Source organism: Cryobacterium sp. MP_M3 (assembly GCF_015752155.1).
GTDB lineage: Bacteria > Actinomycetota > Actinomycetes > Actinomycetales > Microbacteriaceae > Cryobacterium.
In genome coordinates this window covers 180,331-206,061 of the sequence record NZ_JADOVI010000006.1, presented here as the reverse complement: position 1 = coordinate 206,061, position 25,731 = coordinate 180,331, and the positions used below count along the sequence as shown (strand labels likewise).

23 protein-coding genes and 1 pseudogene are annotated in these 25,731 nt (G+C 69.1%); 8 read left to right on the top strand and 16 right to left on the bottom strand.

Annotated elements, in window-relative coordinates:
• Positions 1-29 precede the first annotated feature (29 nt).
• From IWX89_RS09515 to IWX89_RS09495, 5 genes and pseudogenes are all read left to right on the top strand, one after another.
• Positions 30-794: an ABC transporter permease gene (locus IWX89_RS09515; protein ID WP_307836484.1), complete on the top strand. Its 765-nt coding sequence runs from the start codon at positions 30-32 to the stop codon at positions 792-794.
• Between the two features lie 64 nt (positions 795-858).
• Positions 859-1,587 (top strand): annotated as a pseudogene (locus tag IWX89_RS09510) (sulfate/molybdate ABC transporter ATP-binding protein); the annotation flags it as partial.
• A 217-nt stretch (positions 1,588-1,804) separates the two neighbouring features.
• On the top strand, positions 1,805-3,121 hold the full coding sequence (locus tag IWX89_RS09505; protein ID WP_196903299.1) for an aminotransferase class V-fold PLP-dependent enzyme: 1,317 nt from the start codon (positions 1,805-1,807) through the stop codon (positions 3,119-3,121).
• Complete coding sequence (sufU, locus tag IWX89_RS09500; protein WP_196903298.1) at positions 3,118-3,639, top strand: Fe-S cluster assembly sulfur transfer protein SufU; 522 nt, start codon at positions 3,118-3,120, stop codon at positions 3,637-3,639. Before IWX89_RS09505 ends, sufU begins: the two co-directional genes overlap by 4 nt.
• Before the next feature lie 190 nt (positions 3,640-3,829).
• On the top strand, positions 3,830-5,851 hold the full coding sequence (locus tag IWX89_RS09495; RefSeq protein WP_196903297.1) for a DUF222 domain-containing protein: 2,022 nt from the start codon (positions 3,830-3,832) through the stop codon (positions 5,849-5,851).
• 96 nt (positions 5,852-5,947) lie between these two features.
• Here the strand turns inward: IWX89_RS09495 and IWX89_RS09490 are convergent, their stop codons facing one another.
• From IWX89_RS09490 to IWX89_RS09460, 7 genes are all read right to left on the bottom strand, one after another.
• Positions 5,948-6,112 (bottom strand): hypothetical protein, encoded by a 165-nt coding sequence (locus tag IWX89_RS09490; RefSeq protein WP_196903296.1) that lies wholly within the window; start codon positions 6,110-6,112, stop codon positions 5,948-5,950.
• Between the two features lie 42 nt (positions 6,113-6,154).
• Positions 6,155-7,096 carry an N-acetylglucosamine kinase gene (locus tag IWX89_RS09485; protein WP_196903295.1) on the bottom strand — a complete coding sequence of 314 codons (942 nt, stop codon included), beginning with the start codon at positions 7,094-7,096 and terminating at the stop codon, positions 6,155-6,157.
• The gene (locus IWX89_RS09480; RefSeq protein ID WP_196903294.1) at positions 7,089-8,066 is read right to left on the bottom strand and encodes a 1,4-beta-xylanase; all 978 of its coding nucleotides are present in this window, start codon (positions 8,064-8,066) and stop codon (positions 7,089-7,091) included. Before IWX89_RS09480 ends, IWX89_RS09485 begins: the two co-directional genes overlap by 8 nt.
• The gene (locus IWX89_RS09475; RefSeq protein WP_196903293.1) at positions 8,063-10,603 is read right to left on the bottom strand and encodes a glycoside hydrolase family 2 protein; all 2,541 of its coding nucleotides are present in this window, start codon (positions 10,601-10,603) and stop codon (positions 8,063-8,065) included. Before IWX89_RS09475 ends, IWX89_RS09480 begins: the two co-directional genes overlap by 4 nt.
• On the bottom strand, positions 10,603-11,427 hold the full coding sequence (locus tag IWX89_RS09470) for a carbohydrate ABC transporter permease (RefSeq protein ID WP_196903292.1): 825 nt from the start codon (positions 11,425-11,427) through the stop codon (positions 10,603-10,605). Before IWX89_RS09470 ends, IWX89_RS09475 begins: the two co-directional genes overlap by 1 nt.
• Complete coding sequence (locus IWX89_RS09465; RefSeq protein WP_196903291.1) at positions 11,424-12,383, bottom strand: carbohydrate ABC transporter permease; 960 nt, start codon at positions 12,381-12,383, stop codon at positions 11,424-11,426. Before IWX89_RS09465 ends, IWX89_RS09470 begins: the two co-directional genes overlap by 4 nt.
• Before the next feature lie 88 nt (positions 12,384-12,471).
• On the bottom strand, positions 12,472-13,767 hold the full coding sequence (locus IWX89_RS09460; RefSeq protein WP_196903290.1) for an ABC transporter substrate-binding protein: 1,296 nt from the start codon (positions 13,765-13,767) through the stop codon (positions 12,472-12,474).
• Positions 13,768-14,051: 284 nt separating this feature from the next.
• On the opposite strand from IWX89_RS09460, the gene IWX89_RS09455 reads away from it, so the two are divergent.
• Positions 14,052-15,062, top strand: a complete 1,011-nt coding sequence (locus IWX89_RS09455) for a LacI family DNA-binding transcriptional regulator (RefSeq protein WP_196903289.1) — start codon at positions 14,052-14,054, stop codon at positions 15,060-15,062.
• A 72-nt stretch (positions 15,063-15,134) separates the two neighbouring features.
• On the opposite strand, the gene IWX89_RS09450 is transcribed toward IWX89_RS09455, so the two are convergent.
• The 9 genes from IWX89_RS09450 to IWX89_RS09410 form a co-directional block, all read right to left on the bottom strand.
• Positions 15,135-16,106 carry an acetylxylan esterase gene (locus tag IWX89_RS09450; protein WP_196903288.1) on the bottom strand — a complete coding sequence of 324 codons (972 nt, stop codon included), beginning with the start codon at positions 16,104-16,106 and terminating at the stop codon, positions 15,135-15,137.
• Between the two features lie 29 nt (positions 16,107-16,135).
• On the bottom strand, positions 16,136-17,917 hold the full coding sequence (locus IWX89_RS09445) for an ABC transporter ATP-binding protein (RefSeq protein WP_196903287.1): 1,782 nt from the start codon (positions 17,915-17,917) through the stop codon (positions 16,136-16,138).
• Between the two features lie 197 nt (positions 17,918-18,114).
• Complete coding sequence (locus tag IWX89_RS18870; RefSeq protein ID WP_304505285.1) at positions 18,115-19,068, bottom strand: hypothetical protein; 954 nt, start codon at positions 19,066-19,068, stop codon at positions 18,115-18,117.
• On the bottom strand, positions 19,065-19,778 hold the full coding sequence (locus IWX89_RS09435; protein WP_196903286.1) for a cytochrome b N-terminal domain-containing protein: 714 nt from the start codon (positions 19,776-19,778) through the stop codon (positions 19,065-19,067). Before IWX89_RS09435 ends, IWX89_RS18870 begins: the two co-directional genes overlap by 4 nt.
• Complete coding sequence (locus tag IWX89_RS09430) at positions 19,775-19,942, bottom strand: hypothetical protein (RefSeq protein ID WP_166790852.1); 168 nt, start codon at positions 19,940-19,942, stop codon at positions 19,775-19,777. Before IWX89_RS09430 ends, IWX89_RS09435 begins: the two co-directional genes overlap by 4 nt.
• 197 nt (positions 19,943-20,139) lie before the next feature.
• Positions 20,140-20,553 carry a flagellar assembly protein FliW gene (locus tag IWX89_RS09425; RefSeq protein ID WP_231383079.1) on the bottom strand — a complete coding sequence of 138 codons (414 nt, stop codon included), beginning with the start codon at positions 20,551-20,553 and terminating at the stop codon, positions 20,140-20,142.
• Positions 20,550-21,491, bottom strand: coding sequence for a flagellar hook-associated protein FlgL (gene flgL / locus IWX89_RS09420; protein ID WP_196903285.1), 942 nt, complete (start codon positions 21,489-21,491; stop codon positions 20,550-20,552). The genes IWX89_RS09425 and flgL overlap by 4 nt, the downstream gene beginning before the upstream one ends.
• 3 nt (positions 21,492-21,494) lie before the next feature.
• Positions 21,495-22,961: a flagellar hook-associated protein FlgK gene (gene flgK / locus IWX89_RS09415; RefSeq protein ID WP_196903284.1), complete on the bottom strand. Its 1,467-nt coding sequence runs from the start codon at positions 22,959-22,961 to the stop codon at positions 21,495-21,497.
• Positions 22,962-22,971: 10 nt separating this feature from the next.
• Complete coding sequence (locus IWX89_RS09410; protein WP_196903283.1) at positions 22,972-23,457, bottom strand: flagellar protein FlgN; 486 nt, start codon at positions 23,455-23,457, stop codon at positions 22,972-22,974.
• A 436-nt stretch (positions 23,458-23,893) separates the two neighbouring features.
• Here IWX89_RS09410 and IWX89_RS09405 point away from each other — a divergent pair, with 436 nt between their 5' ends.
• Complete coding sequence (locus IWX89_RS09405) at positions 23,894-24,706, top strand: sigma-70 family RNA polymerase sigma factor (RefSeq protein WP_196903282.1); 813 nt, start codon at positions 23,894-23,896, stop codon at positions 24,704-24,706.
• Positions 24,707-24,820: 114 nt separating this feature from the next.
• Positions 24,821-25,672, top strand: coding sequence for a flagellin (locus IWX89_RS09400; RefSeq protein ID WP_196903338.1), 852 nt, complete (start codon positions 24,821-24,823; stop codon positions 25,670-25,672).
• Positions 25,673-25,731 lie beyond the last annotated feature (59 nt).

Here is a 25,731-nt window from a genome sequence, read left to right as displayed (position 1 = left end):
CCGGGCCGGCCGGGCCGGTCACGCTCGGCGTGCCGCGCTGGATCCTCGCCATCGCCGCGCTCGGCGCGCTCTTCATCGTGCTGCCGATCGCCGGCATGACGGGCCGGGTGGACTGGGCACACTTCGGCAGCCTGGTCACCTCTTCGTCCGCGGTCACCGCTCTGCTGCTGAGTCTTCGCACCGCGGCCGCGAGCACCGTGCTCTGCCTGGTCCTCGGGGTGCCGATGGCGCTGGTGCTGGCCCGGAGCCGGTTCCCCGGCCAGCGGCTGGTGCGCGCCGCCGTGCTGCTGCCCCTCGTGCTGCCGCCCGTCGTGGGCGGCATCGCCCTGCTGTCGACCTTCGGCCGCCGGGGACTGCTCGGCCAGAGCTTCGAGGTTCTCGGCGTGCAGATCGCCTTTTCGACCACCGCCGTCGTGCTCGCCCAGACCTTCGTCGCCCTGCCGTTCCTCGTGCTCAGCGTCGAGGCCACCCTCCGGGCCTCCGGCGCGCGCTACGAGGCCGTCGCCGCGACCCTCGGCGCCACCCCCAGCGTCGTGTTCTGGCGGGTGACGCTTCCGCTCGTGCTGCCCGGGCTGGTCTCCGGCGCTGTGCTCGCCTTCGCCCGCGCCCTCGGTGAGTTCGGGGCGACCCTCACCTTCGCCGGCAGCCTCGAGGGAGTCACCCGCACCCTGCCGCTGGAGATCTACCTGCAGCGGGAGACCGACCCGGATGCGGCGGTGGCGCTGGCACTCGTGCTCGTCGCCGTGGCCGTGGTGGTCATGGTCGCGACGCACCGGCCGCGGGTGCTCTCGTGACCTTCGGGCCGGCGGGCGTGGCCGTGGTGGTCCTGGTCGCGACGCACCGGCCGGGGTTGCTCTCGTGACCTTCGAGCTGGCGGCCGTGGTCGCCCGGCGTGGCCTCGACGTCTCGTTCGCCGTGGCCCCGGGGGAGACCGTGGCCCTGCTCGGCTCCAACGGGGCCGGCAAGTCCACCGTGGTCGAGATCAGCGCCGGGTTGCTCCGGCCCGATGCCGGACGGGCCGGCCTGGACGGCCGGGTCCTGTTCGACCTCGGCCCTGGCCGGCCGGGCGTCTGGCTGCCGCCGCACGCCCGCGGCACGGCGCTGCTCGCCCAGGAACCGCTGCTCTTCCCGCACCTCTCGGTGCGGGACAACGTGGCGTTCGGCCCGCGTAGCGCGGGGGAGTCCCGGGCCAGGTCGCGGGAGGTCGCCGACGAGTGGCTGGTCGCGGCCGAGGTCGCGGATCTCGCCGACCGCCGGCCGACCGCACTCTCCGGCGGGCAGGCGCAGCGGGTGGCCGTGGCCAGGGCCCTCGCGGCGGACCCACGGCTGCTGCTGCTCGACGAGCCGATGACCGCGCTCGATGTCGCCGCGGTGCCCGCGCAGCGCCGGCTCCTGCACCGGGTGCTGGCCGGCCGGTCGGTCATCCTGGTCACCCACGACCCGCTCGACGCCCTGGCCCTCGCCAGCCGGGTGATCGTGCTCGACCGGGGCCGGATCGTGGAGGAGGGCCCGACCCGCGCGGTGTTCGCGCAGCCGCAGACCGAGTTCACCCGCGCCCTGACCTTCGGCCTCGACCTCTCGGCCGGCCCGGCCACCTAGTTTCCGGCTCCCGCCCTGTCTCCCGCCTCCCTGTGTCCCGATTCCCTGTGCCGAATTCAGGAGAAAACGGATGCCCGCGGCCGGGCTTCCGCGTGATTCCGGGGGCCGGCCCGCGGCATCCGGTCAGTTCTCCTGAATTCGGCACGGTGCGGAGGTGTGACGTCACGCGGTGCGCAATCCGCGGGCAAAGGAATACGCTTAAAGAATGACCGTTCCCGCAACCTTGTCCACCCGTGCGACCGCTCGCCCGTTGACGGACGAGGAGGTGGCCCGGATCCGCAACGACTTCCCCATCCTGGAAACCCGGGTCAACGGGCATCCGTTGAACTACCTGGACTCGGGGGCCACCTCGCAGAACCCGGTGAGCGTGATGGAGGCGGAGCAGGAGTTCTACGAGCAGCGGAATGCCGCAGTGCATCGCGGGGCGCACACCCTCGCCTTCGGCGCCACCGAGACGTTCGAGGCCGCCCGGGCCACGGTCGCCGCCTTCATCGGCGCCCGGGCCGACGAGGTCGTCTGGACCTCGAACGCCACCGAGGCGGTCAACCTGGTCGCCTATTCCCTCTCCAACGCGTCGCTCGGGCTCGGCGGTGAGGCTGCGAAGCGGTTCCGGCTCGGCGCGGGCGATGAGATCATCGTCACCGAGATGGAGCACCACGCCAACCTGATCCCGTGGCAGCAGCTCGCGCTGCGCACGGGTGCGACCCTGCGGTTCATCCCCGTGCAGGATGACGGCACCCTCGACCTGGCGGCCGCGGCCACCGTGATCGGGTCCCGCACCCGACTGCTCGCCTTCACCCACACGTCCAACGTCGTCGGCACGATCAACCCCGTCGCCGAACTCGTCGCCCTGGCCCGCGCGGTCGGCGCGCTGGTGCTGCTCGACGCCTGCCAGTCGGTGCCGCACCTGCCCGTCGACGTCGCCGCGCTCGACGTGGACTTCGCCGTATTCTCCGGCCACAAGATGCTCGGCCCGACCGGGATCGGAGTGCTCTACGGCAAGGCCGGCCTGCTCGCCGACCTGCCGCCGTTCCTCACCGGCGGCTCGATGATCACGACCGTCGATATGCACACGGCCGAGTTCCTCGCCCCGCCGCAGCGGTTCGAGGCCGGCACCCAGCGCATCTCCCAGGCGATCGCCCTCGCCGCCGCCGTGGACTACCTGACCGAGACGGGAATGGAGCGCATCGCGGCCCGGGAGGCGGAGCTCGGCCAGCGCCTCCTCGCGGGGCTCAGCGACATCCCCGGCGTGCGCGTGCTGGGGCCGGGCCTCGGCGTGGAACGGATCGGCCTGGCCAGCTTCGACCTGGCCGGCGTGCACGCGCACGACGTGGGCCAGTACCTCGACGAGGCCGGAATCGCGGTGCGGGTCGGTCACCACTGCGCCCAGCCGCTGCACCGGCGCCTCGGCGTCACCGCGTCCACGCGCGCGAGCACCTATCTCTACACGACCACCGACGAGGTGGACCAGTTCCTGGCAACCCTGCGCGAGGTTGCGCCGTTCTTCGGAGTCCGTTCATGACCAGCACCGCGATGCAGCAGCTCTATCAGCAGATCATCCTCGACCACGCGAAGGCCAGGCACGGCGCCCCGGCCGAGGGACTCCCGGCGCTCCTGGCCGTGCCTGCGCCGACCGTGAATGGGCCTGACGTGACTGGACCCGACGCGCGGCGGGTGGGCGAGTCGCACCAGGTGAACACCACCTGCGGCGACGAGGTCACCGTGCGGGTCGGCGTGCGCGGCCCCGGTGACGAGGCCGTGATCGAAGAGTTCGCCTGGAGCGGCGACGGATGCTCCATCTCGATGGCGTCGGCATCCGTGCTCCACGACACCGTGCGTGGCGTGACCGTCGCCGAGGCCAGGGCAATGCTCGACCTTTACCGGGAGATGCTGCGCTCCCGAGGAACGATCGAACCCGACGAGGAGATCCTCGGTGACGCCGCCGCCTTCTCCGGTGTTTCCCGTTACCCGGCACGGGTCAAGTGCGCGATGCTCGCCTGGGTAGCATTCGAGGCCGCCCTGCTTTCCGCCGCCGAATAGCATCGCCTGCCCGGGCGAACCGGTGGTCGAGTCGCCCGGTGGTCGAGTCGCCCGGTGGTCGAGCCAGCCCGGTGGTCGAGCCGACCCGTTGGTCGAACCTGTCGAGACTCGGGAATGAATCTTCGAATAAGTTATCCACAAGACGTGACAAACGCTCACATTTGTGTTCATGTTTTGGTATCTTCGTGGCATGAACCCAGCAGAGCAGCTCAGAGAGGCGGCGGAGGCCGTCGCCCGACTGGGCTGCTCCAGCGCCGAGTACGAGGCCCTGACGGATGCCGCGGCGCTGGCCGGTCAAAAAGACATCGCCACCGCACGCCGGCTCCTGGAAACCCGGGCCGCGTGGATGGCCGCGACCATCGCCCGCCGCTCCCGCCCGGAACTGGGCCACTCCGGCCTGGCCGCGCAGCAGGGTTTCCTCTCCCCGGAGGCGATGATCCAGAAAGTCACCGGCTCGAGCAAGAACGAAGCGTTCAAGCTCGTCGCGGTGGGCACGATGCTCGCCCAGGCGGAGGCCGCCGACCGGCAGACCGCAGAGGCGCGTGGGACGCTCGGTACTGATGGAGGTGACGGGACTGGTGTCGGTGTGGGTTCGGGCGACGACTCGGGCGGCCTCGGCGGCGGCGCTGACGATTCCGGAGCCGGAGCCGGAGCCGGAGCCGCGAACGTCCCGTCCGATCCGGCCGGGGCCGGGTCGTGGCAGGCGCCGATCGCCCGCGCCGTGACCGCCGGAACCCTCTCCGTCGACGCCGCCGAATCCATCCGCAAGGGCCTGGGCGACATCGACACCGCCGTCACCGCCGACAAACTCGCCACCGCCCTCACCCAACTTCTCGCCGAGTCCGCGACGCTCAACGCAGACCAATGCTTCACCCGGGCCCGACGGATGCGCGACGACCTCGACCAGGCCGGCATCGCCGCCCGCGAGAAGCAGGCCTACGACGACCGGTTCCTCAAGGTCTACCGCCTCCCCGACGGCAAGGTCCGCCTGCACGGCCTCTTCGCCCCCGAAGACGGCGAGTTCGTGCTCTCCACCTACGACTCCATCACCAGCCCGAGACGCGGCGGGGTGCGCTTCGTCGACAAGAAGCGCACCGCCTGGGCCAAAGCCATCCAGGACGACCCGCGCAGCACCGCGCAGATCGCCGCGGACTCCTTCGTGCAACTACTCAAAATCGCCGGCGAAGTCGACCCCGGCCAGATGCTCGGCGGCCGCCGCCCCGCCGTACGCATCATCGTCACCCAAAAAGACCTCACCGACGCCGCCGCCCGCACCAACGCCGGTACCGGCAGTGCACCCCCGGTGCCGGCTGGCAGAGCCCCTTCCACACCATCAACACCCCACGCCACCGGAGCACCTGAGGCACCGAGAGCGCCGGAGACTTCAGATGCCCGGACCATTGGGGCGGGCAGAGCTGACACAGCCGCTCCCTCGAGTCAACCCGGCCAACCCGGCAATCCAGGCCAACCCGGACAGCCCGCCGAGCCCGGCCCGCCCGACCAATCCAGCCGACCAGGCCAACCCGACCTGTTCAGCCGACCCGGGCAACCCGCCATATCCAGCAGACCAGGCCAACCAGGCCAACCCGGTATATCTGGCCAACCCGGTATATCTGGCCAACCCGATCAACCCGATCAACCCGATCAACCCAGCCAACCCAGCCAACCCAGCCAACCCAGCCAACCCAGCCAACCCAGCCAACCCAGCCAACCTGACCGGCCGGGGACGGCCGTGGTCCTGGCGGCCGGGCACGGGTCCATCGAAGGCAGCCCTGCCCCGATCTCCATGGCCGCTGTCAAACGGCAGCTCTGCGACACCGGCTACGTCGGAATCCTCTTCGACAACACGGGCCAACCTATCGACGTCGGCCGCGAACAACGTCTCTTCACCCCGGCCCAACGCACCGCGATGGGCGCCCGCGACGGCGGCTGCGTCTGGCCAGAGTGCGACCGGCCCCCGTCCTGGACCGAAGCCCACCACCTCAAGGAGTGGCTCCTCGAAAACGGCTACACCGACCTCGCCGACGGAGTCTGCCTCTGCCACCCCCACCACCTGCTGCTCCACAACAAGGGCTGGACCATCATCCGCGACGGCGACCAGTACTGGCTGAAACCACCCGTCTCCGTCGACCCGGCGCAGACGCTCATTCCCCTGCCCAGCAAGACCTCACGGCAACTCGACCCGGGCACGCCGACACGGGACACGGACTGACCGGCCGGTCCTGCGGGGCCCGACCGGCAGCGCCGCCGGCGAGTGAGCCCGCTGAACTCATGGCTCCGGGTCTCGACAGGCTCGACCACCGCGGGTTCACGGGGTCTCGACGGGCTCGACCACCGGGGCGCGCTCGACCACCGCGGGTTCACGGGGTCGCGACGGGCTCGACCACCGGCGATTGAGTTTGCCGAAATCGTGCCGCCCGGTCTCGACAAAGTCCACCACCGCGAGTTCTGAGGTCTCGTCGAGCTCGAGCACCGCAAGTTCCGGTTTCGGCGGACTCGACCTCCGGAGCCTGCCCTAATCCGCGTTCGAGGAGACGGAGACCGCAACCCGGTCGCGGAGGGCGCTCTGCGGGGAGAGGCGAGGGAGGAGCGCGGCGCTCTCGAGCGCGGTGGCCAGCGGCGGGCGGATATCAACGGCCGGCCAGAGGGCACGGAGGCCTTGCTCGAACGGCAGGCTGATCTCGGGGGCCCGCAACACCCCGCCGAGGCCGCAGACGACCGGAGACTCCCCGGATCCCTCCCCGACGCGGCGCAGCCCGGCCGCGACCGAGAGCACCAGTTCGGCGGCCGCGGCGGCGCAAATGGCGGCGGCGATGGCATCCGTCGGGGCCAGTGCGGTGACGTGCCGGGAGTACGCCGCGATGCGGCTCACCCGGCCCGGATCGCCCTGCAACTCGAGGTAGGCCGTCTCCAGGTTGGGGAAGTCCTCGCGCACCGCGTCGGTCAGTGCCGAGCGCGGACCGCGCCCGTCGTAGTCGCGCATGACCGCGTCGAGGGCGGCGCGGCCGATCCAGTAGCCACTGCCGGCGTCACCGATCAGGTTGCCCCAGCCGTCGATCCGGGTGACCGCGAACTCGCCGACGGCGAGGGTGACCACGCCGGTGCCGACCGCGATCACGGCGCCCAGGCTGTCGCCGAGCGCGCCGAGGTAGGAGGTGACCGAGTCGTGGGCGAGGCACACCTCGCGCACGCCGAGGGCGTCGGTCGCCGCGCGCAGACCGTCGGCGTCGGCGGGGGAGTAGGTGAAGCCGGAGATCCCGGCGCTGACGGTGTGGATGGACGCACCGGATGCCCCGGCCACCCGGGCGACCACGTCGACCAGTTGCGGGATCAGGTCGGTGTCGGTGAGGATCCCCGCGAACTCGAAGGTCTCCTCGGCCGTTTCCGGGCCGCTGAGCAGCGCCCGGATGCCGGTCTGGCCGGCATCGATCGACAGGGAACGGGGTCGGTCACTCATGAGAGGTCAGTCCTTGCAGGGCACGGTAGTGCTGGGTCAGGAACGCCCCGGCCGGTTTGCCGTAGACGCAATAGTCGTCGTTGCGGGATGCCTCGGCGGCCGGGTAGAGCCGGGCCGGCCAGTCCCAGAGCATGAAACCGAGCATCCACTCCCGCTCGTCGGCGGCGGCGAACATGTCCTCGTAGTATCCCAGTTGTTCTGCCCCGCTCGGGGAGCCGGGCAGCGCCCAGTCGTTCGGCCTGGCGGCGGAGCCGGTGCGGCTCGGACAGCCGGCCTCCATGAAGAAGAACGGTTTGCCGGCCCGGGCGACGACCCGTTCGATCCGGTCGAGTTCGGCCGGGAAGGAGCCCTGCGGGTAGTAGCCGCTCGAGCTGATCACGTCGACCGCGTCCCACCAGTCGATGTGATCCTCCTGATACTTGTCGCAGTTGTAGGTGACCAGCCCCGAGTAGACCTCGCGCACCGCTGCGATCAGGGTGCGCCAGCGGGCACCCTGGCCGTCGGCGCGCACCATCTCGCAGCCGATGCAGAGCATCTCGCAGCCCTCGGCCTCGGCCAGCCGGGCCGCGTGCAGGATGAACGCCGTGTACGACTCGAACCAGTCGGCCCAGCCGGGCTCGCCGGGCACTTCCCAGTCGAAGAAGCCGATATAGGCCCGCCAAGTGCCGTCGGCGCAGTTGACCACGGGCTTCAGGCAGACCTTGAGCCCGAGGGCCTTCGCCTCGCGGATCGCCCAGCGCACCTCCTCGTCGGTGACGGTGGGTTCCCGGTTGAACGGGATCTCGGTCGACTGCGCGTTCTTCTGCACGGCCGCGTAGGCCAGGGCGGTCCAGTTGACGCCGTGCTCGCTCATCCGGGTCATCGAGTTCCGGGCCTCGTCGGTGGCCCAGTACCCGCGCACCCCTGTCCAGCCCCAGGTCATCCCGCAGACCGGGCCGTCGAGCGCCGCAGCGGGGGCGGCGGCGGTCATGGCTTGACCAGCTGGTTTCCGCTGCGCAGCACCGTCGGCGCCGACAGGGCCGCCAGGTCGAGTTCCGCGGCGGAGGTGACGGTGAAGACCGCGCTCTCGCCCGGCAGCAGCGTCACGAGCATGTCGTCCACCGTGCCGCCCGGGTCGACCTTGTCGACCAGCAGGGCCAGGTCGCGGGTCAGGGTGTGTGCGGTGACGGTGAGCCGGTAGCCGCCCTCGACCCGGTCGAGCCGGGTGTCGAGCGCGGGGGCGCCGAGGTGAGAGTCCCTGGCTTCGGCGAAGAACCAGTGGCCGCGCACGCCGGCGAGGTCGGCGCGCAGGAGCTCGGCCGCGGCATCCGCCGGCCGGCCCACGGATGCCGGCAGCGGCACAGTCACGGCGGACCGCGCCGGCAGGGTGACCTGCTCGGTGTGCTCGGCGAGCACGGTGCCCGTGTCGGTGAGCCGTGCCACCGCCAGTGGACCGGTCCAGGCCTCGGCCGAGTCGTTGACGACGATCACGGCGAGCCCGCCGTCTCGCGGCTGGACCGTGACGAGCCGGTCGGCGTAGGCGTGCCGGAGTGCGTAGAGCAGCGGTTTCGGCCGGCCGTATCCGTCGACGGCCGCCCAGGAGGTGACCGGCCAGCAGTCGTTGAGCTGCCAGACGATGCTGCCCATGCAGTGCGGCTGCAGCGACCGGAAGTGCTCGATCGCGGTGCTGATGGCGTTCGCCTGGTTCAGCGACATCGCCCAGTGCCAGGCGTCGATCTCGTCCGGCAGCGGGTAGTGCGCGAGCAGGCCGTCGGTGAGCTTGACATTGCCCTCAGCCGCCTTCTGGTGCACGAGCATGCCGGGCGACTCCGGGGTCAGTGGGGAGTCGCCGATCGAACTGGTCATGGTCGACCAGGTCGGCGGGCCCTGCCAGCCGAACTCGGCCACGAACCGCGGCGTGTACTCGCGGTAGTCGGGGTAGTCGCGCTGGTTCCAGAGGTCCCAGATGTGCATGGTGCCGTGGTCCTGGTCGTTGGGCGTGTGCCCGCCGTCCTCCGGCGCGGGGCCGGGGGAGAACGGGCTGCCCGGCGTGTAGCCGATGTGCGGGGCGAGCTCGGCGACGATTCGCGGGAACACCTCGTAGTAGTAGCCGGCACCCCAACTCTTGCCGTCGAGGCGCTTCTTCCAGTTCCACTCCTCGTGGCCCCAGATGTTCTCGTTGTTGCCGTTGAAGATGACCAGCGACGGATGCGCAGCCAGCCGGGCGACGTTGTCGCGGGCCTCGGCCTCGATCTCGTCGCCGAGCGGCGCCTCCTCGGCGTAGGCGGCGCAGGCCAGCAGGAAGTCCTGCCAGGTCAGCATGCCGCGCTCGTCGCAGAGCTCGTAGAAGTCGTCGGCCTCGAAGATGCCGCCGCCCCAGACCCGGATCAGGTTGATGTTGGCGAACTCGGCCTGTTCGATCCGGTCCAGGTAGCGGGCCCGATCGACCCGGTGCGGGAAGGCGTCGTCGGGGATCCAGTTTGCGCCGCGCACGAAAACGGGCGAGCCGTTGACCACGATGGTGAATGGCGTGCCCGCGTCATCGGGCGTGGTGTCGAACTCGACCGTGCGGAAGCCGATCCGCTTGCGTGCGGCGTCGAGTTCGGTGGCGCCGCCGCTGAGGGTGACGTCCACGTCATAGAGCGGCTGCTCGCCGTAGCCGCGCGGCCACCAGAGCGAGACCTCCGGCAGTTCGAGGCGCACGACCGCGGTCGTCTCCCCGGCCGCGAGCTCGACGGTCGCCGACACTCCGGCGACGGATGCCCTGACGGCCAGCGGCTCGTCGCCGGCCCGGGCGACCTCGACGTGCACGTCGACCATCCCGCCGGTCGAGCTGCCCACGGTGGCCGAGCTTGTCGAGACCCGCCCGACCGTGGCGATCGGCCGCACGCTCTCGATCCGTGCCACCGACCAGCTCTCCAGCGTCACGGGGCGCCAGATTCCGCTGGTGCTCGTGTCGATGCCCCAGTCCCAGCCGAAGCTGCAGGCCATCTTGCGGATCGAGTTGTAGGGGTGGTGGTTCACGTGCGGGCGGTAGCCGAGGTCGAGGCTGGCGGCATCCGCTGCGCGCACGGGGGAGCGGAACGTCACCGTCAGCTCGTTCAGCCCGGCCTTGAGTCTCGGCCGCAGGTCGAAGCGGTAGCGGCGGTGCATGTTGCGGGTCTCGCCGATCGAGTGCCCGTTGAGTTCGATCGAGGCGATGGTGTCGAGGCCGTCGAAGACCACCTGGGTCTGCGTGCTGCCGCCCGGCTGCCACGCGAACGTCTTGGTGTAGCGCCAGTCGGTCAGGCCGATCCAGGCGAGCAGGTGCTCGTTGTCGTCGAGGTAGGGGTCGGGGATCAGCCCGGCGGCCAGCAGGTCGGTGTGCACCGAGCCGGGCACGGTGGCCGGGATCACGGCCTGGCGCACCTCGCGAGGCACCGGCCCGTCCAGGGCGGCGACGGTCCAGTCGGTGCCGAGCGAACGGCGGATCGGGTGGGCCTGCGCCGGGGCGTCAGTGGCCACGGTCTGGTCGATGTGGATCGTCATTACTTGGTAGCTCCCGAGGTCACGCCGTTGTAGATGAATCGTTGCAGGAAAAGGAAGATGATGAGCGTCGGCAGGATCACGATCATGATGCCGGCCGCGATGACCTCCCACTGGGCGCCATACGGGCCCTGGAAGCGGAAGAGCGAGGTGCTGATCACGGCCAGGTCCTGGCCGGGCATGTAGAGGTAGGGGATGTAGAACTCGTTGTAGATCGCGATCCCCTTGATGATGACGACCGTGGCGATGGCCGGGCCGAGCAGCGGCAGGATGATCCGCCAGTAGATGCCGAGCCGGCTGGCGCCGTCGAGCATGGCGGCTTCGTCGAGCGAGCGGGGGATCGACTGCATGAACTGGATGAAGATGTAGATCGAGAGGATGTCCGTGCCCATGAACAGGATGATCGCCGCACCGTGGGTGTTCACGAGGTGGAACCAGTTGACGACCTGGTAGGTGGCCACCTGGGTGGTCACGGCGGGCACGAGGGTCGCGATCAGGAACAGGGCGAAGACGAGCTTCTTGAACCGGAACTCGAACCGGTCCAGCACGTAGGCGGCCATGGTGCCGATCAGGATGGTGCCGGTCACCGAGACGACGGCGATGAAGGTCGTGTTGAGGAAGCCGGTCAGCATCCGTCCCTTGACGAACGCGGTGACGAAGTTGCCGAAGTTCAGCCAGTTCTCCGGCGGCACGAGTGGGCCGGAGGTGGCGTATTCGGTGTTGGTCTTGAGCGAGGCGAACACGATCACCACGATCGGCACGAGGGCGACCAGCGAGCCGAGCACGAGGGAAGCGTACTTCCCGGTGGTCCAGAGGGTACGGATCATGAGGACAGGGTCACTTTCTCGTCGGGGACGACCTTGCGCTGGATCCAGGTGACGAGCAGCACGATGATGAGCAGGATCACGGCCATCGCCGAGGCGAGCCCGACCTTGCGGAACACGAACGCCGTCTGGATCGTCTGGATCACGAAGGTCGTGCTGCCGTTGGCCCCGCCGGTGATGATGAACGGCAGTTCGAAGGCCGACAGGCTGCCGGCGATGGCGAGGATGAAGGACAGGCTGATGATGCGCTGGATGCCGGGGGCGATGATGTAACGGAACTGGTGCCACTTGTTGGCGCCGTCGAGGTCGGCCGCCTCGTAGAGTTCGCCGGGGATCGACTGGATCGCGCCGAGGAAGAGCACGAAGTTCAGGCCGATGTAGCGCCAGATGGCGACGCCGGCCAGGGAGTAGTTGACGACATCCGGGTTGCCGAGCCACTGGGTGGACAGGCCGCCCATGCCGAGGAAGCCGAGGACCGCGTCGAGGGTGCCGCCGGGCCGGAAGAAGAACAGGAAGATGAACGCGATGGCGACCGCGTTGATCAGGTACGGGAAGAACAGGATGCCCTTGAACAGGCTCCGGAACCGGGTCTTGAAGCTGAGGATGGTGGCGAAGTAGAGCGCCAGGGCCATCTGCAGGAACGACGCGGCGAAGTAGTAGAGGCTGACCGCGAACACCTGCCAGTACTGCGGCTGGGTGAAGATGCGGAGGAAGTTGTCGAAGCCGACGACCTTCTTGGTCTGGTCTAGGCCGTCCCAGGAGGTGAAGCTGTACCAGATCATGTTGCCGACCGGGACGTAGGTGAAGGTCAGCAGCAACGCCAGCGGGATGGCCAGGAACAGCCAGGGCATGACGATGGCCGTGTGGGTCCGGCCGCCGCGCACTTCGGTGCGTACGAAGCGGCTGGTGATGGTGCGGAGAGTATCCCCGGGCGTCCGGCGAGCCAGTTGTTGCGACATCCGGTGTCCTTTCTTCGGGGATACTCCCCACGGTGCTGCTGGGTGGAAACGGTCGTGCTGGGGTGGAAACGGTCCTGCAGAGTGCTGCTTAGCCGATCGACTTGACCGCGTCGGCCCACTTCTTGTTCAGCTCGGCGAAGTAGGAGGCCTTGTCGCCCTGGGCTGCGCCGCGGGCGATGTCGACGAGCTTCGCCCGGTAGATGTTGCCGGTGAGGTCGATCTCGGAGGCGCTGACGATGTCGTTCTCGAGGGTCTCCTTGCCGGCCGGGGCCGGGGTCAGCTCGAGGTACTCGACGCCGGCCGTGGTGAAGTCGGCGAGGATCGCCGGCACTTCACCGTCGACGAGCGGGGAGAGCCCGCCCTGAGCGGCCGCGTAGCCGGACTTCTGGGCGAACCAGTCGATCCAGGCGCGGGCGGTCGCCTTGTTCTCGGATTTGGCGCTGATGCCGTTCTTGTAGTCGCCGGCAACGGTCGAGTGGAACTTGCCGTCGACCTGGTACGGGAAGGGCATGTAGCCGATGTCTTCCTTGGCGCCGCCGGCGGTCACCGCGGCATCCTGCATCTGGGTGATCGACCAGGAGCCGAGCACCATCGAGGCGACCTTGCCGCTGCCGAGGGAGCCCTTCGAGGTCTCCCAGTCGGTCGTGGTGGGGTCTGCCTCGCTGAGGCCGTCCTTGACGATGTCGAAGAGCAGGCCGTCGGTGATCTCGTGGTACTGGCCCTTGGCCCAGGGGGCGTCGGAGGCGATCAGCTTGTTGGACTCGTCGGCGTCGCCGGTGATGGCGCGGTTGCCGTCCCACTGGCTCAGCGGCCAGCCGTCCTTGTAGTTGGTGTAGTACGGGACGGCGTCGGTCTTGTCCTTGATCAGGGTGAGGTCGGCGAGGAACTCGTCCGGCGTCTTCGGGAGGTCGGTGATCCCGGCCGCCTTCCAGACCTTCTTGTTGTAGACGATGCCCTGGGCGTTGCCGGTCTGGGCGACGCCGTAGGCCTTGCCGTCGTAGGCGGCCTCGTTGACGAACCGGTAGGTTTCGCTGAGCTTCTTCACGCTGTCGAGGGGCTCGAAGAACTGGGGGAGCTGCGCCTTCGTGACGGTGTTCGGGATGAGGAGCACGTCGCCGTAGCTGCCGCTCGACATGCGCGTGGCGACGTCGGTCTCGTACTTGGCGATCGCCTCGAACTTGACCTTCGTGCCCGGGTACGCCTTCTCGAACTGGGCGGCGTAGTCCTTGAACGTGGTGTCGACGATGTCGGTGCGGTTGGTCAGCACGGTGATTTCGCCGGTGACCTTGCCGGTGCCGGCCGACCCCGATGCGCCGGACGAGCATCCGGCGAGCAATGCGGTGGCCGCGAGAACGGCCACTCCTGCGATGAGCTTCTTTGCCATCTGTTTTTCTCCTGTTCGGTGTCACCCTTGACCCGCTGAGGCACGACCGCGACTTCGCGACTCGTGAATCTCCGGTGCTGCTGTTGGGCCTACGTTAGGTGACTTAAGAAAGCCCTGTCAAGCACGAATGTCAGCGCTGTCTTATCGTGTCCCCTCTGTGCTCGCCGCCCGAGAATCCAGTCATTCATTGGGGGGCAGGGGTGCGCATCTCCTCGGATGTACGGAGAATGTCTACCAAAATGTCCTACGTTGACATAGGGTGTTTTCGTGCCCAGGAATCCCGAATGACCACCCAGTCCCGCGCCACCCTGGCCGACGTGGCCCGGCTGGCCGGGGTGAGCTCGAAGACCGTGTCCCGGGTGTTCGCCGGGGCAGGCAACGTCAGCGCGGAGACCAGGGAACGCGTGCTCGGCTCGGCCAAGCGGCTGCGTTTCCGGCCGAACAACCTTGCCCGGAGCCTCCGCCGCGGCGGGGTCTCCAACACCGTCGCCTTCGTGATCGGCGATCTCACCAACCCGTTCTACTTCCACGTGGCCGCCGGGATCGAGCGAGAACTTGCCGCGAGCGGGCTCACCATGGTGCTGGCGACCACCGACGACACCCCCGAGAGCGAGGAGGTCGTCGTCGACGCGCTGCTCGCCCAGCGGGTGCGCGCTTTGCTGCTCATCCCGGTCGCCGACGACCAGTCCTACCTCGACGGCGAACGGCAGCTGGGCACGCCCGTGATCAGCGTCGATCGCCCTGCCCGCAATCTGCTCGCCGACTCGGTGGTGCTGGCGAACCGCCAGGGCATGGCGGATGCCGTGCGGTCGTTGACGGCGCTCGGTCACCGCAAGATCGGCTTCGTCAGCAACCCGTCCGCGATGTACACGCTGCGCGAGCGGCTGGGGGGCTACCGAGAGGCGCTGCAGGAGGTGGGGGTCACGGACACGGCACGGTGGGAGCGGGTCGACGACGACCCGGCCATCTCGGCGGAGCAGGCCGTGCGCGACCTGCTCGACCGGGCGGACCCGCCGACGGCGATCGTCGCCGGCAACAACCGGGCGAGCGCCGGGGCGGTGCGGGTGCTCCGCGACCGGGAACCGGCGGTTGCCTTCATCGGCTTCGACGACTTCGAGCTGGCGGATGCCCTCGGCATCACCGTCGTCGGCTACGACACCATGGAACTCGGCCGCACGGCCGCCCGGCTCGCGCTCGAGCGGCTCGCCGACCCGTCCGACTTCACCAAGCAGCTCGAGATCCCGACCCGGTTGATCCACCGCGGGTCAGGCGAGATCCGGCCCCCGCTCACCTGATTTCGACAAGCTCAATCACCGGTGGTCGAGCCTGTCGAGACCCCGTGCCTGCCGTGATGTCGGCAAGGTCGGTCACCGGGCCAGCACGCGCCCCAGCCACGCGGCCTGGCGCACCCAGTGGTGCCCGCCACCGCCCTCGTGCTGGTTGAACGGGTACACCTCGATCTCTGCGTCGCCGGCGTAGCGGTTGAACGCGGCGAACACCGTCGACGGCGGGCAGACCGGGTCGAGCAGCCCCACCGAGAACAGGGCGGGCGCCGTGGCCCGGGCGGCGAAGTTCACCCCGTCGAGATAGGACAGGGTGCGGAAGACCTGCTCCGTGGCGTCCCGGTGCACCGAGAGGTAGCGCACGATCTCCTGGTACGGGTCCTCCTCGGTCATCCCGACGGCCCGCTCGAAGTGGGAGAGGAACGGCACCTCCGGCAGCACGCCGACGAGCCCGTCGGCGAGCCCGGCCGCGGCCAGGGCGATGCCGCCGCCCTGGCTGCCGCCGCAGACCGCGACGAGAGCGGGGTCGACTCTGTCCAGGGTGCGGATCGCGTCGATGGCGCGCACGGCATCCGTGTACACCCGGCGGTAGTAGTGGTCCTCCGGCCGCTCGATGCCCCGGGTCATGAACCCGGGCACGGATGGCCCGGTGCCGTTCGGGTCGGGGGTGTCGCCGCCGGAGCCCCAGACGCTGCCCTGGCCGCGGGTGTCCATGAACAGGTAGGCGTAGCCCGCGGCGACCCAGGCCAGGCGCTCGTGGGGGAGGCCGCGCCCGCCGCCGTAGCCGTTGTACTCGACCATCGCGGGCAGGCGCCCGGTGGTGCCGGCCGGGAGCAGGTACCAGGCGTGCACCGGCTGGCCGCCGAAGCCGGGGAACACCAGGTCGTAGACCTCGACCTGGGTCAGCGGTGACTCCTGCCGGGTCAGCCGGGGTTCGGTGGGGAAGCGACGGGCCTCGGCGAGCGTGCTGTGCCAGAACTCGTCGAAGTCGGCCGGTTCGGCGACCTGGGGGCGGTACTCCCGGAGTTCTGGGAGGCTGAGGTCGAAACGGGGCATTGCGGGGCCTTTCAACGGGGTGGGCAGGGTCAGGTGGTCTGGCGGGAGACGATGCGGGCGTAGCGGTTGCCGAGGGCCATCAGCTCATCGTGGCTGCCGAGCTCGACGATCCGGCCCTTCTCGATGTAGGCGATGCGGTCGGCTTCCCGGATGGTCGAGAGCCGGTGGGCGGCGATCAGGGTGGTGCGGTCCCGGAACAGGGTGGCGAGGGCATCCTTCACCCTGCCCTCCGAGTCGGCGTCGAGAGCGCTGGTGGGCTCGTCGAGGATGAGGATGCGCGGGTCGCGCACGAGGGCGCGGGCGATCGCTAGGCGCTGCCGTTGCCCGCCGGAGAGGCCGGAGCCGCGGGTGCCGACGATGGCGTCGAGGCCGGCCCCGCCTTGGGAATCGGCGGGGCCGAGGATGTCGAGCGCGTTCGCGCCGCGCAGGGCGCTGAGGATGCGCTCGTCGTCTACCCCGGTGAGGCCGTAGGCCACGTTGTCGCGGATCGTGCCTTCGAAGAGCACGGACTCCTGCGGCACGATCGAGACGTGGCTGCGCACGCTGCGCATGTCCAGCGTGCTCATGTCGTGGCCGTCGAGCAGCACCCGGCCGGTGGTCGGGCGCACGAAGCCGAGCACGAGGTTGAGCAGGGTTGACTTGCCGGAGCCGGAAGGCCCGACCAGGGCGATGGTCTCGCCGGCCCGGATCGACAGGGAGATGTCGGTGAGGGCCGGGCGCCCGCCGAGATATCGGAAGCTGACCCCGTCGAGCTCGACCGCGCCGGAGACGGAGGCGACCAGGTCGCGGCCGTCGTTGACCTCGACGTCGGGTTCCTCCATGATCTCCGCGATCGAGCGCATCGACTCGAGGCCGCGGGAGACCACCGGCGTGACGTTGAGCAGGTTGACGATTCCCCCGGTCAGCACCGTGAAGTAGGTGCTGAGCAGCACCACCTGGCCCGGGCTGATGGGGATCAACTGGGTGATCGAGGCAGCGGATGCCCCGACCAGGCAGGCCACGCCGAGCACCTGGTAGGAGACCCAGGAGAACGCGCCGAACCGGCCGTTGAGGGTGTCCAGTTCCTGCCCGGCGACACTGACGCTGCGGGCCTGCCCGGCGACCCGCTTCGAGGCCACCAGCTCGAGCCCGTGGCCGCGGGTGATCGGGATGAGCGCGGCCATCTCGCCGACGCCGGCCGAGAACCGTTCCACCTCGAGGCGGAAGTTCTCGTTGCGCGCGCCCGCCCTGGTGCGGATGTAACGCACGAGCAGGGCGGCAACGGGCACGGTGATCGCGAAGACGCCCACGAACGCGGGCACCGCGATCGCCGTGATCACGATCGCCCCGGTGAGGGTGAACACGGTCGACAGCACGGTCGGGAACGCCTGCTGCATCATCAGCTCGAGGTTCTCGACGTCGCGCACCACCTTGGTCTGCACGATCGAGGCGCTCTGCCGGTTGTGGAACCCGATCGACAAGCGCTGCAGCCGCTCGGTGAGGGCGTTGCGCACATCCACGGCCATCGACCGGGTGGCGCGGCTGGATCCGCGCACGTAGAGCATGTGGAACGGGTAGTTCAGGGTGAGCAGCACGGTCGCCAGCCCAGCCAGCGACCACAGGCTGGGCAGGGGGCCGCGCGCGACGACGATGTCGATGATCGCCGCGGTCAGCGGCGGGAGCACCCAGGCCGGGCTGTCCTTGACCAGGAAGGCGAGGGTGGAGAGCGAGAGCCGGCCGCGGTAGGGCCGGAGCAGGCGGAGGAACGACCGGAACGGCTCGGTCTTGACGACACCCTGCTCGATCGCGTTCGTTCGGGACGGGTCACCCATGGCACACCTCTTCGACGGCCGCGCGGGGGCGCGGCGATAACGACTCGGCCGTCGGCCTCAAGCGGGCGGCGGTCGAATCGTTGACGGGGTGCGTCCTCTGCCCTGGCGTGTTCGGCACGCCGGGGCTGTCGCGGTGCGAGGTCGCTGACACCGGTGAGGGTGTCAGCGACCAGCCTAGCGGCAGCGGCGTGCGCCGGTCAGCGCCTGCGGTAGTAGTCCCGCCAGATCAGCCGGTGCACCGGGATCCAGCGCGGGATGTCCCGGAGGCCGGGGATGAACGGCACCAGCGTCAGCAGCACGCTGAGCACGAGCATCATCAGCACGACCAGCAGGTCGGCGTTCGGGGCGGAGGCGAACGGCTCCACCTGGTACCAGAACGAGAACAGCCACAGCCAGGACTGGCCCGGCGTGTTCCCGGTCTCGTTCATCATGCCCCACTGGTCGCCGGTGAGGTGCTGGGCGGTGGCCAGGTCGCCGAAGTACGCCCCGTCGCCGAGGAACAGCGTGCCGCGGGTGTAGTCGAAGTTGTAGAACTTGTCCTTCGCCGTGAGCACGCCGTCGAGCGCGCCCTGCTTCGCCGTGGTGAGCAGCGAGTCCGTCAGCACCGGCACCGGTCCGTAGTCGCCGGCCGCCACGTTGGCAGGGTCGTTGTCGGTGGCCTTGGTGAGGGCATCCGAGTAGGCGGTGGTCCAGGTGGTGCGCTGGGCGTCGCTCGCGGTGACCCAGTCGGCCAGTTCGGGCGGCGGCGAGTTGAGGGTGGTGAGCGGGTCGATCACAAGGTCGTTGGCCGTGTCGATCGGGAGCTGAACCCCGGAGAAGCTCTGCAGGTCGAGCGGGCCGAGGGTCTGGGTCGCATCCGCGGTCTTGTTATAGGGCGGTCCGTAGCCGGCGGTCTCACTGGTGCCGCCGAGTTCGGCGGTGGCGGTGGCGACGAAGTCGGCGGGGGCGGCGATCGCCCAGGACTTCAGGGTGACGCTCGGCTCGTCGGGCGACCCGAAGACCGCGGACAGGCCGAGGGTGATAATGCCCATGACGACGAGGGCCACCGTGAGTTCCTTGAACAGGTCGTATTCGCGCACGGTGCCGCGCCAGGGGCGGCGAGCCAGGCCGTCCTTGTCGGCGCGGGATGCGCGCAGGTTCGTGGTGCTCATCGCCCGGCCTCCCCGGTGTCGCCCTGCGCGCCGCGTTGAAGCTGCGCGTCGGTCTCAGCGGCCTCGAGCGGCGGAACCACGCCGTGCATCCGCACCAGCACGACGTGCAGGGCGACGACAGCGCCGACGGCCAGCGGCAGCAGGATGATGTGGAACATGAAGATCTGGCCGAGGTTGGCCACGTTGAACCAGGCGCCGATGCCAGCGGCGTTCAGCGCATCCTTGCCCTCGAACGCGATCCACTGCGAGTCGAAGTTCGTCTGCAGCAGGTAGCCGGTGAACGCGGTCACGATCGAGACCAGGAACGCGCCCATCCCGGTGATCCAGGTCAGTGCGCGCCCGCCGCGCCAGGCGGCCATCCAGTATTTGCCCCAGAGGTGCACGACCATGGTCATGAAGAAGAGCTCGACGCTCCACAGGTGCACGCTGTTCACGAAGTGGCCGAGGTCCGACACGTGGTACCAGGCCGGGCCGTTCAGGCCGAGGATGACGCCGGAGGCGAGGATGAAGACGAGGGAGACGATCGCGCCCATGCCGAACACGTAGATCCAGGATGCGACGTAGCTGGGCTGGTCCTCGGGGAGGAGCTTGTCGGCGGGGAGGCGCCGCAGCAGCCAACCCCTCGCCTTGCCGGTCCAGGTGTGGTAGTCGGCATCCTCGGGGGTGGCGCCCGGGTCGGTGTTCGTGCCCGGGTGCTCGCGGAGGCTCATTTGCGCTTCCGACCACTCGGGAACGGCAGGAAGAGGGCCAGGACGAAGAGCAGGATCATCACGAGGATGACGATCAGGTTGCCCAGCTGGATCTGGAAGGCGCCCCACCCGAGGTAGATCCCCGGACTGTCGAGACTGGCTAATATGCTGACGAAATCGTGCATGATCGGCTCCATTACCTGGAGGACCTGCCCCGGCGAATCGTTCAGCGGCACCTGGTCCTATACCCGCAACGGTATTCCCGTCATGGGCATCGGACGCCATGGTTGACCCCGAAAAACTCTGAGACTATACACAGGGAAGCGGCGCCGGTGGTCGAGCCTTGCCAGTGGTCGAGCCTGTCGAGACCCGATCGAGCAACCTAGGCCGAGCGAGCCCCCAGCTCGGCGCGGAGCGGCCAGTCCTGGCCGTCGAGGATGATCTGGGCGCAGCGTCCGGTGAGCGAGTTGACCACGATCGGAGCCATCAGGTTCACGGTGGTGCCGCTCTCGCCCGGGTTGGTCACCACGAGCACGAGGGCGTCGGCCGGGTCGGACAACTCGAGCGAGCCGGCCTGGTCGTCGCTGATCACGGGGGAGTAGTCGGGAAGGTAGACCGAGGCATCCAGCACGAACAGCCGGGTGCGCTGGTCGGTGGCCGACTGCAGCGTGAAGAGGCCGGCCGCGCCGGGGATCTCGATCAGCGCGAACTCGGTCAGCGGCGCGAGCCCGGGAGGCGGGGAGACGAAGGTGAGGGTGGCGTTCATCGTGGCTTTGCTCGCTCGGTTCGTAGTCATCGGAGGAAGTCCATCAGGGTCGGCTGGAGCACCTTGGCGGTCACAGCGAGGGCCGACTGGTAGGTGACTTCCTGGAGCTTGAGGTCGAGGATCGCCTGGCCGAGGTCGACGTCCTCGATCGAGGCGCGCTGCACCTCGAGGGCGCCTTTCTGCTTCACTAGGGTGTCGCCGGCCTTCTGGATCTGGCCCTGGCGCACGCCGACGTCGGCCTGGGCGGTGAGCACGGTTTTCATCCGGGCGTCCACATCGGTGAGGAAATGACCGATGTTGGACGGCAGCGTGGGTGGCGTGGTGGCCGTGCCAGGGGTGCCGCGCAGGGCGGCGCTGATGTTGTCGATGAGCGTGAACACCGAGGTCGCGTTCGTCGCGTTCACGCCGAAGACCTCGCCGCCGTCGACGTCGACCTTGATGGTCGTGTCCGCGTCGATCCGGCGCCCGACGGTGGAGCCCGCGGCGCCGTTGAACGTGGCCACCTTGGTGGTCGGGTCGACGGTGAAGGCGACGCCGGCATCCGAGTTGCCGGCGAACACGGTGCGGCCGAGGTAGCTCGAGTTGGCCTGGCTGAGCAGGTCCTGCTTGAGGCCGTCGAGGCGCACGGCGATCGCCTCCTTCGCGGTCTGCGAGAGGGAGCCGTCGTTGGCGCCCTGCACGGTGAGGTCGCGCACCTGGTTCAAGATGTCGGTGCTGTTCGAGAGGGCGGAGTCGGCGGTGGTCAGCCAGCTGTTGCCGTTCTCGGCGTTGCGGCTGTACTGGGCGACGGCACGCTGGTCGGCGCGCACGGCCAGGGAATCGGCAGCCTTGGACGGGTCGTCCGAGGGCCGCTCGATGGCCTTGAGCGAGGATGCCCGCTCCTGCAGCTGGGCCATCCGGGCGAGGTTGGTCTGTAGATTGCTCTGTGCCGAGCGCATCTGGGTCTGGGTGGTGACGCGGGAGATCATGGCTTACCTTCCTACCAGTCCGGTGCGGTTGATCAGGGTGTCCAGCATCTCGTCCACGGCCGTCATCACCCGGGCGGCGCCCTGGTAGGCGTGCTGAAACATGAGCAGGTTGACGTTCTCCTCGTCGAGGTCGACCGAGGCGTTCGAGAGCTGCGCGCCGACGGCGGCGGTCGACGTGATGTCGGCGAGCGAGGCGTGCTGGAGTTCGGTGCGCGTGGTCACGGCGAGGCTCGTGACGAAGTTCGACCAGTCGGTCGAGGGCGATTTCACGAGGACGGGAGGCGGACCGGCGGATGCGACGGCCTTGCCCGCGCCGAGCTGGGCGAGCTCGTCGGCGACGGAACCGTCGAGGGCGCCGATCGCGGCGAGGCCGGTGGAAAGCTCGGACGCGTTCGTCGGGATCACGCCGAGGCCGAGTGCCGCGGGGACGCCGGCCGCGACCCGGAAGAAATCCCCGCCCGGCAGGGTCGAGTTGGTGCCCTTGTTGTAGATCAGGTTGACCTTGGTGGCCAGGTCCGTGGCGAACCGGTTGTACGACTCGGCGGTCTCGGCCAGGGCGCCGCCGGTTCCCGCGCCGGCACCGGAGGTTACGGCGGGGGCGAGCAGGGAGATCGCACCGGCCAGTTCGCCGCCGTCGACGGCGACGGCGCTGCCCGGGTGGGCCGCCCATTCGACGTGAGGGGTTGCGCCGGCTTCGGTCATCGACTTCGCGCCGATGGCCACGAGCTTCTGGGCCGAGTCGCCCGTGACGAGGGCGTTGCCGCCGACCAGCACGTCGACGGTGCCGTCGCCCCGGTCGACGACGGTGCCGCCGGTGAGGGCGGCAAGAGTCGTGGTGAGGGTATTGCGCTTGTCAAGGAGTTCGTTGGCGCCGCCGCCGGCGGTCTGGGCGTTTCGGATCTGCACGTTGAGCGCGGCGACCTGGGTGGCCGTGCTGTTGATCTCGCTGACCATGCCGTCGACGCTGGTGCGGGTGGTCGACCACTGGTTGGCGACGGCCTGGTAACCCTGGGCGATCTGTGTCGTGACCACGGCGGCCTGGCCGAGGAGCACTCCGGCGGGGGCGGCGTCGCCGGCGGAGTTGGACACGTCGTGCCAGCCCGCCCAGAATTCATCGAGCTGGGCGGAGAGGCCGTTCTTGCCGGGCTCATTCATCGACGCTTCGACCGCGGTCAGCGCGTTGGAACGAACGGCGGAGTATCCGGCGACGGCCGCGGAGGAGCGCACCTGGGCATCCAGCTGGGCGCTGCCGAGGCGGGCGACGCCGTCGACGTTGACGCCCTGGCCGGCCTGCACGCCGGCGCTCATCAGGCCGACCCGGCTGATCGCGTCGACGGACGATGTCGTGATGCGCTGGCGGGTGTAGCCCTGGGTGTTGGCGTTGGCGATGTTCTGGCCGACGACTTCGAGGCCCTTGCGGGCGGCGATCAGGCCGGTGTACGCGGTGTTCAGTCCGCCGAAGGTGCTCATCGCGGCATCCTCACAGAATCTGGTCGAACAGTCGGGATGCGGCGGTGCGCACGTCGGACGTGCCGCGGGAGTCGTAGGTGTTCGTGCTGGTGCGCACGTCGGCAAGCGTTTCCTGGCTGGAGCGTGCGGCGGCCCGGAGCAGCTGCTCGTTGACGTCGCGCAGCTCCTTGATCTGGGTGGTCAGCTCGCCGAGCGCCTTGAGGTGCGAGGCCATGATCTCGGTCCAGGGGCCGACGGGGGCGTGGGCGACGAGTTCGCGCAGGGTGGCGTCTTCGGCGGTTCCCCATTCGGCGGCCAGGGCGGACACCTCGACGGAGCGGGCCAGGCCGGCCTCGCGCACGTGGCCGAGAACCTGTTCGACCTCGCGGGTGCCCTGCTGGAGCCAGCGGGTCTTGCCGTTGGTGAGCAGGAGTTGTTCCTCGTCGAGCTTGAAGATCAGCAGTTCGAGGAGTTCTCGTTCGCGCCACAGCAACGCTGACAATTCATTGGCGCCCACGTGTCCTCCACCTGCCTCTCGATTCCGTGCCGGGTGACACGCTTCAACGCGTGGACTCCGGCTTCTGAGAGGCACTATCGGCACGGTGGCAGCCACGGTTAGTGATGAATGGGAAACAGACTGTCAGCCCGGCCCCGTGCGTGTCCACCAAAAGGAGGACAAAATCCGCGGACCAGCGCGGCGAATGTGCCCCGTTACGGGGTGATCCGCCCCGTATTGGGGGTCTTTTTTCCCATAGTGGGGGGAGCCGCTCCGGTTCTCTGACGTGCCGCCCCAATACGTTTTAACCAGCGGGAGAGAAATCCTCTCGCCGGGGCCCCGAAACCCCGCTCCACAGCTCCATACAGTCCCCGTGCTTACCCGGCAAAACGCGCTCGACCTGGCCCGCCAGTCTCGATCCGTACCCCGTCCGTTTGAGCATCCAGGGAGGTCCGTTGTGAATCGGGCAGAACGCAACCAGCTGGTGATTGAGAACCTCCCACTCGTGGGCTACCTCGTCTCCGAAGTGTGGGCCAAGGCGCGCCACCTCTCCCGTGACGACCTGGCCTCGGCCGGAGCCCTCGCCCTCATCACCTCAGCGGATGCCTTCAACACCGAACTCGGCGTTCCCTTCGGCGCCTTCGCCCGTCGTCGCATCATCGGCGCCTTCGCCGACGAGATGCGCTCGAACGACTGGGCCACCCGGATGGCCCGCCGCCGCATCAAGGAAACCCGCGCCGTTCAGGAGACTCTCGCCGCCGCCCTCGGCCGCGCCGCCTCGGTCGACGAGGTCGCAGCAGCCCTCGGCGTCGACCGCGAGACCGCCGCCGCCGGCCTTGCCGACTCCGAGCGCACGCTCTCCACCCTCGACGACGCCACGGCCGAGTTCCTGGTCTCCGGCACGGAACTGCCCGAGGAGTCCCTCCTCTCCGCCGAACGCCTGGCCTTCCTGCGCGCGGCGATCGACGCCCTGCCGGAGAAGATGCGCGAGATCGTCCAGCAGGTCTACTTCGATGACCGCTCGGTCAAGGAGATCGCCGCCGAGCTGGGGATCACCCACTCGGCCGTGTCCCAGCAGCGCGCGGAGGCCATCCGTTTGCTCCGTGACGGCATGGGCACCCATTACGCCGACGACGCCGACGCCGAGTACGTGCCGGAGTCCCGCATCGCGCCGGCCCGTCGCAGCGCCTACCTGGCCCGCCTCGCGGACCAGTCGATGTTCGGCCTGGCCACCTCGGCCGGCTCGCTCTATGCGGCCGAGTCCGCGTAGCCCGAAAGTTTTTTCGCTGAACGGCTAACGCGATCCCGCCCGGGGCCGATAGCTCAAGGTGTCAACCCATGGATGGGTCGGCGCACCACCACCCACATCACGGAGGAACTCATCATGGGTATGCAGATCAACACCAACCTCGCGGCAAACAACACCTACCGCAACCTGGCCGCAACGCAGAACGACATGTCCAAGTCCCTGGAGAAGCTCTCCAGTGGTCTCCGCATCAACCGCGCAGCGGATGACGCAGCAGGCCTGGCCATCTCCGAGGGCCTCAAGTCGCAGGTCGGTGGCCTCACGGTCGCCAGCCGCAACGCCCAGGACGGTGTGTCGGTCATCCAGACCGCAGAAGGCTCCCTGAACGAGGTCACCTCGATCCTGCAGCGCGTTCGTGACCTTGCCGTCCAGGCCGGTAACGACTCGAACAACGCTGACTCTCGCAAGGCGATCGCCACCGAGGTCACCGCGCTGGGCAAGGAGCTCACCCGGATCAGCGAGTCCACGAACTTCAACGGCACCAAGTTGCTTGCAGCGCCGGTGGCTCCTGCGTTGAAGACGACGCTGACCTTCCAGGTTGGCGCCGGAAGCTCCGCAACCGCGGACCAGATCGCGGTGGACTTCACCGACGTCGCCGCAATCGGCACGACTGTCTCGGGCCTCGCTGCCGCGGGCTTTGCAGACAGCGCCGCGGCACTGACGACCATCAGCACCTTGGACACGAACATCAAGGCAGTCTCCACGTCTCGCGCTGAACTCGGTGCCAACCAGAACCGGTTTGAGAGCGTCATCAAGAACCTGGCCGTCTCCAAGGAGAACCTCACCGCTGCCGGCTCGCGAATCCGCGACACCGACATGGCCGAGGAAATGGTCAAGTACACCCGTTCCAGCATCCTCTCGCAGGCCGGTACCGCCATGCTCGCGCAGGCCAACCAGTCCGCCCAGGGCGTTCTGTCGCTCCTCCGCTAACCCGGCGTAGCTGAACCTTTCGGGAAACCGCACGGTGAACTATGGCTGGTGGTGACCGA

Bases quoted from the DNA above. Each gene is read 5' to 3' on its own strand.
- IWX89_RS09465 (WP_196903291.1), bottom strand. From the start codon at position 12,383: ATGTCGCAACAACTGGCTCGCCGGACGCCCGGGGATACTCTCCGCACC.
- IWX89_RS09445 (WP_196903287.1), bottom strand. From the start codon at position 17,917: ATGGGTGACCCGTCCCGAACGAACGCGATCGAGCAGGGTGTCGTCAAG.
- IWX89_RS09435 (WP_196903286.1), bottom strand. From the start codon at position 19,778: ATGAGCCTCCGCGAGCACCCGGGCACGAACACCGACCCGGGCGCCACC.
- IWX89_RS09505 (WP_196903299.1), top strand. From the start codon at position 1,805: ATGACCGTTCCCGCAACCTTGTCCACCCGTGCGACCGCTCGCCCGTTG.
- flgL (WP_196903285.1), bottom strand. From the start codon at position 21,491: ATGATCTCCCGCGTCACCACCCAGACCCAGATGCGCTCGGCACAGAGC.
- IWX89_RS09455 (WP_196903289.1), top strand. From the start codon at position 14,052: ATGACCACCCAGTCCCGCGCCACCCTGGCCGACGTGGCCCGGCTGGCC.
- IWX89_RS09475 (WP_196903293.1), bottom strand. From the start codon at position 10,603: ATGACGATCCACATCGACCAGACCGTGGCCACTGACGCCCCGGCGCAG.
- IWX89_RS09400 (WP_196903338.1), top strand. From the start codon at position 24,821: ATGGGTATGCAGATCAACACCAACCTCGCGGCAAACAACACCTACCGC.
- sufU (WP_196903298.1), top strand. From the start codon at position 3,118: ATGACCAGCACCGCGATGCAGCAGCTCTATCAGCAGATCATCCTCGAC.
- IWX89_RS09495 (WP_196903297.1), top strand. From the start codon at position 3,830: ATGAACCCAGCAGAGCAGCTCAGAGAGGCGGCGGAGGCCGTCGCCCGA.
- IWX89_RS09460 (WP_196903290.1), bottom strand. From the start codon at position 13,767: ATGGCAAAGAAGCTCATCGCAGGAGTGGCCGTTCTCGCGGCCACCGCA.
- IWX89_RS09470 (WP_196903292.1), bottom strand. From the start codon at position 11,427: ATGATCCGTACCCTCTGGACCACCGGGAAGTACGCTTCCCTCGTGCTC.
- IWX89_RS18870 (WP_304505285.1), bottom strand. From the start codon at position 19,068: ATGAGCACCACGAACCTGCGCGCATCCCGCGCCGACAAGGACGGCCTG.
- IWX89_RS09485 (WP_196903295.1), bottom strand. From the start codon at position 7,096: ATGAGTGACCGACCCCGTTCCCTGTCGATCGATGCCGGCCAGACCGGC.
- IWX89_RS09480 (WP_196903294.1), bottom strand. From the start codon at position 8,066: ATGACCGCCGCCGCCCCCGCTGCGGCGCTCGACGGCCCGGTCTGCGGG.
- IWX89_RS09450 (WP_196903288.1), bottom strand. From the start codon at position 16,106: ATGCCCCGTTTCGACCTCAGCCTCCCAGAACTCCGGGAGTACCGCCCC.
- IWX89_RS09430 (WP_166790852.1), bottom strand. From the start codon at position 19,942: ATGCACGATTTCGTCAGCATATTAGCCAGTCTCGACAGTCCGGGGATC.
- IWX89_RS09425 (WP_231383079.1), bottom strand. From the start codon at position 20,553: ATGACTACGAACCGAGCGAGCAAAGCCACGATGAACGCCACCCTCACC.
- flgK (WP_196903284.1), bottom strand. From the start codon at position 22,961: ATGAGCACCTTCGGCGGACTGAACACCGCGTACACCGGCCTGATCGCC.